Genomic DNA, 3,921 nt, shown 5'->3' with positions numbered 1-3,921 from the left:
AAGTCCCCGACACCAGCTACGATTTGGGCCGAAGCCATGCCACCATGCTGACCGCCTCATGGAAACGGCAAAGCATCGAAACCGAGCTGCATCCTCAAAACGGCTACTACCTCGACGGCAAAATCGGTACAACTTTGGGCAAACTCCTCTCCTCCACCCAAATGGCACGCGCCACGGCACGGGCAGGCTATTTCTTCACGCCTGAAAACAAAAAACTCGGTACGTTCATCGTACGCGGACAGGCAGGCTACGTTTATGCCCGCGAAGGCGAAGAAGTGCCGTCCAGCCTGATGTTCCGCACCGGCGGCGCGACTTCTGTACGTGGTTACGAACTCGACAGCATCGGCTTGGCCGGCCCCAACGGCTCCGTCCTGCCGCAACGCGCCTTGGTGGTCGGCAGCCTCGAATATCAATTCCCGGTTACCAAAAGCTTCTCCGGCGCCATCTTCCACGATGTCGGCGATGCAGCAAGCAACTTCAAACACATGACCTTAAAACACGGTACCGGCTTGGGCGTGCGCTGGTTCAGCCCGGTTGCGCCGTTCTCCTTCGATATTGCCTACGGCCATCACGACAAAAAAATCCGCTGGCACATCAGCTTAGGCACAAGGTTTTAAAAAAACATACTCACCATCCATTCTTTCAGACGGCCTCAGCCATTTCAGGCCGTCTGAACAACAGACAAACAGAAAAATATCATGACCGATACTGCAAACACTTCCACGCCGTCTGAACAACAGCCCGCCCCGCCAAAGCGCAAAAAACGCCTGTTGCGCGGCTTTGTCCTGTCCGCCTTGGGCGTATTGACCGTTTCCGCCGGCGCGATCGGCTGGCTGGTCGGTACGGAATCGGGTTTGCGTTTCGGTTTGTACAAAATCCCGTCATGGTTCGGCGTCAAAATCTCGTCGGATACGCTGAAAGGCACGCTGATTGAAGGCTTTGAAGGCGACAAATGGTTGATTGAAACAGAAGGTGCGGACATTAAAATCAGCAGCTTCCGCTTTGATTGGAAACCGTCCGAGCTGACCCGTCCTTCCTTGCACATCACCGAAGTCGTGGCCGGCGACATCGCCATCGTGACCAAACGCACGCCGCCTAAAGAAGAAGAGCCATCAAAAGGCCTGCCCGACAGCATAGACCTGCCCGTTACCGCCTATCTCGACCGTTTGGAAACCGGCAAAATCAGCGTGGGCAAGCGTTTTGACAAGCAGACCGTCTATCTCGACCATCTGCACGCGGCCTATCATTACGACAAAAAAGAACACCGCCTCTACATCAAAACCGCCGATACGCCATGGAGCAGCTCGACAGGTGCGGTGGTGATCGGTTTGGACAAACCCTACGTTCTCAATACCGCCATCTACACCAAAGGCCAGCTTGAGGGCGAAACCCTACATGGTACGGTGCGCCTGTGGGGCAGCCTGCAAGACGTATCCACCGACCTGCTGCTCGATAGCGACAACGTTCATTTGTCGGCAAAATCCACCATTCACCCATTCGCCGACAGCCTCAATGAAACCATCGGCGAAATCCTGATTAAAGGTTCCAACATCAATCCGCAGGCCTTCCTGCCCAGCCTGCCCAAAGCGCGCCTGAATTTCGACGCTACCACCATTCCGTCGTTTACCGACGGCGTTGCGTTGGAAGGCTCGATTGACTTGGAAAACGACCAAGCCGGTTTTGCCGATGAAAATCATATCCCCGTCAAACGCATCCTCGGCGAATTCATCGTCGACGACAAAGGTACGGTCAAAATCGAAGACATCGGCGTCGGCCTGCTCAAAGACGGCAGCATCGATGTATCCGGTTCTATCGATACCGCCCAAGACCAGCTCAAACTCGCACTGGGCATCAACAATACCGGCGCAGACGACTTTGTCCGTCAAAACATCGCAGGCCGTCTGAACGGCAGTATCGATGTCAAAGGCGAAACCTCCTCCCCCGTCGTCAACTGGAATCTCGACAGCGGATTTGCACGTACAGACGGCATGCTGTTTTTCCAAACCGACAAACAGCTCGGCCAGCGCACGCTCAAGCTCGACAAAGTCCGTCTGGTTCCGCAAAACGGCGGCGAACTCAACGCCAAAGGCTCGCTCGAACTCTTCAAAGACCGCAAACTACAACTGGACATCGTCAGCAAAGCCTTCAACCCTGCGCGTATCGATCCGCAGCTTCCGCAAGGCAGCGTCAACGGCAACATCAACTTGACCGGCATACTGGCGCAAGAAAAATTCGCCGGCAAAATGCAGTTTGCACCGAGTACGCTCAACGGCGTTCCGCTCAGCGGCAAAGCCGACGTCGCCTATGAAAACAAACACCTCGCGCGCGCCCTGACCGACCTGACCCTCGGCAGCAACATCGTCAAAACCAACGGCAGCTTTGGTAAAAAAGGCGACCGCCTCAGCCTCAACATTACCGCCCCCGATTTGTCGCGTTTCGGCTTCGGCTTGGGCGGCCTGCTCAACGCGCGCGGCTACATCTCCGGCAGTTTTTCAGACGGCCTCAAAACCCTTGAAGCCGATTTGAACGGCGAAGCACGCAACTTCAAAGTCGCCGATGCCGTCAATATCCGCACCCTCGACTTCAAGCTTAAGGGTTCGCCCGACACCAACCGTCCGTTGAGTGCCGATATTAAAGGCGAACACATCGCCATATCCGGCGGCGCGGCCCTGATCGACAACGTCAACCTGCTCATCAGCGGCACAGGCTCGCGCCACCACATCCGCGGCAACAGCAGCATGGCGGTGGACAGCAAACGCTACAAGCTCGACCTCGATGCCACCGGCGGCCTCAACAAAGACCAAACCCAATGGAAAGGCACGGTTGATACGCTCGACATCAACGGTGCGTTCAACCTCAAACTGCAAAACCGCCTCAACCTCGAAGCCGGCAGCGAACGCGTTTCCCTCAGCAGCGCGCGTTGGGCGGCTATGGGCGGCAGCCTCAACCTGCAAAATTTCGTTTGGGACAAGAAAGCCGGCATTACCAGTAAAGGCAGCGCACAAAATCTGCACATTACCGAATTGCACAACTTCTACACTCCGCCTATCGAACACAACCTCGTCTTGGGTGGCGACTGGGATTTGGCGTACAGTCAAAACGCGCGCGGCTTCCTCAACATCAGCCGTCAAAGCGGCGACATCATCCTGCCGGGCAAAGACCCGAAAAACAAACAGCCTTTGGGACTTTCCGCGCTTGCCCTGCGCACCCGTTTCCAAAACGGCCGCATCGACAGCACGCTGGACGGCAACACCCGCTTCGGCAAAGTTAACGGCACGCTCGGCATCGCGCAACAGTTCGGCAACAACATCAACAACGCCCCTGTTAGCGGCAAGGTCAATATCAGCGTTCCCGATTTGGGCTCGCTCAAATCCTTTATGCCGGCGACAGCCCAAGGCATTGCAGGCCGTCTGAACGCGACCGCCACCATCGGCGGCCGACTCGGTTCGCCTACTATCAACAGCAACCTCGACCTCCAAACCAATTACGGCCGTGCCGACGGTACCGTCAACATCGGTCAAGGCACCAGCTTCGATACCGCCCCTCTGAGCGGCAAGCTTAACCTGAACGTTGCCAACCTCGAAGTCTTCCGCAACTTCCTGCCCGTCGGCCAAACCCTCAAAGGCCGTCTGAACGCCGCCGTCAACTTGGCAGGCCGTCTGAACGATCCGCAACTGAGCGGCCTGATTAATGGCGACAACCTCTATTACCGCCATCAAACCCAAGGCCTGATTCTCGACAACGGCGTATTGCGTTCGCGCCTGCAGGGTCAAAAATGGGTCATCGACAGCCTTAAATTCCACCGTGGCGGCACGATTGAGCTCAAAGGTGCGGTCAACCTTGCCAACGCCAACCCCGATGTCGACGTGGACATCGTCTTCGACAAATACCGCACCCTCTCGCGTCCAAACCGCCAACTGC

At 56.4% G+C, this 3,921-nt stretch carries 2 protein-coding genes; both read left to right on the top strand.

From position 1 onward, the window contains the following. Positions 1-617, top strand: a 617-nt coding sequence (locus ACTHUE_RS12435; protein ID WP_440423603.1) for an autotransporter assembly complex protein TamA, incomplete at its 5' end; no start/stop codon positions are given. 81 nt (positions 618-698) lie between these two features. Next, positions 699-3,921: translocation/assembly module TamB domain-containing protein (locus ACTHUE_RS12430; protein ID WP_440423601.1), on the top strand; the 3,223-nt coding region annotated here is incomplete at its 3' end.

The sequence above is a fragment of the Neisseria sp. P0021.S005 genome (genome assembly GCF_051956955.1).
This window is presented reverse-complemented; position numbering and strand designations above follow the sequence as displayed.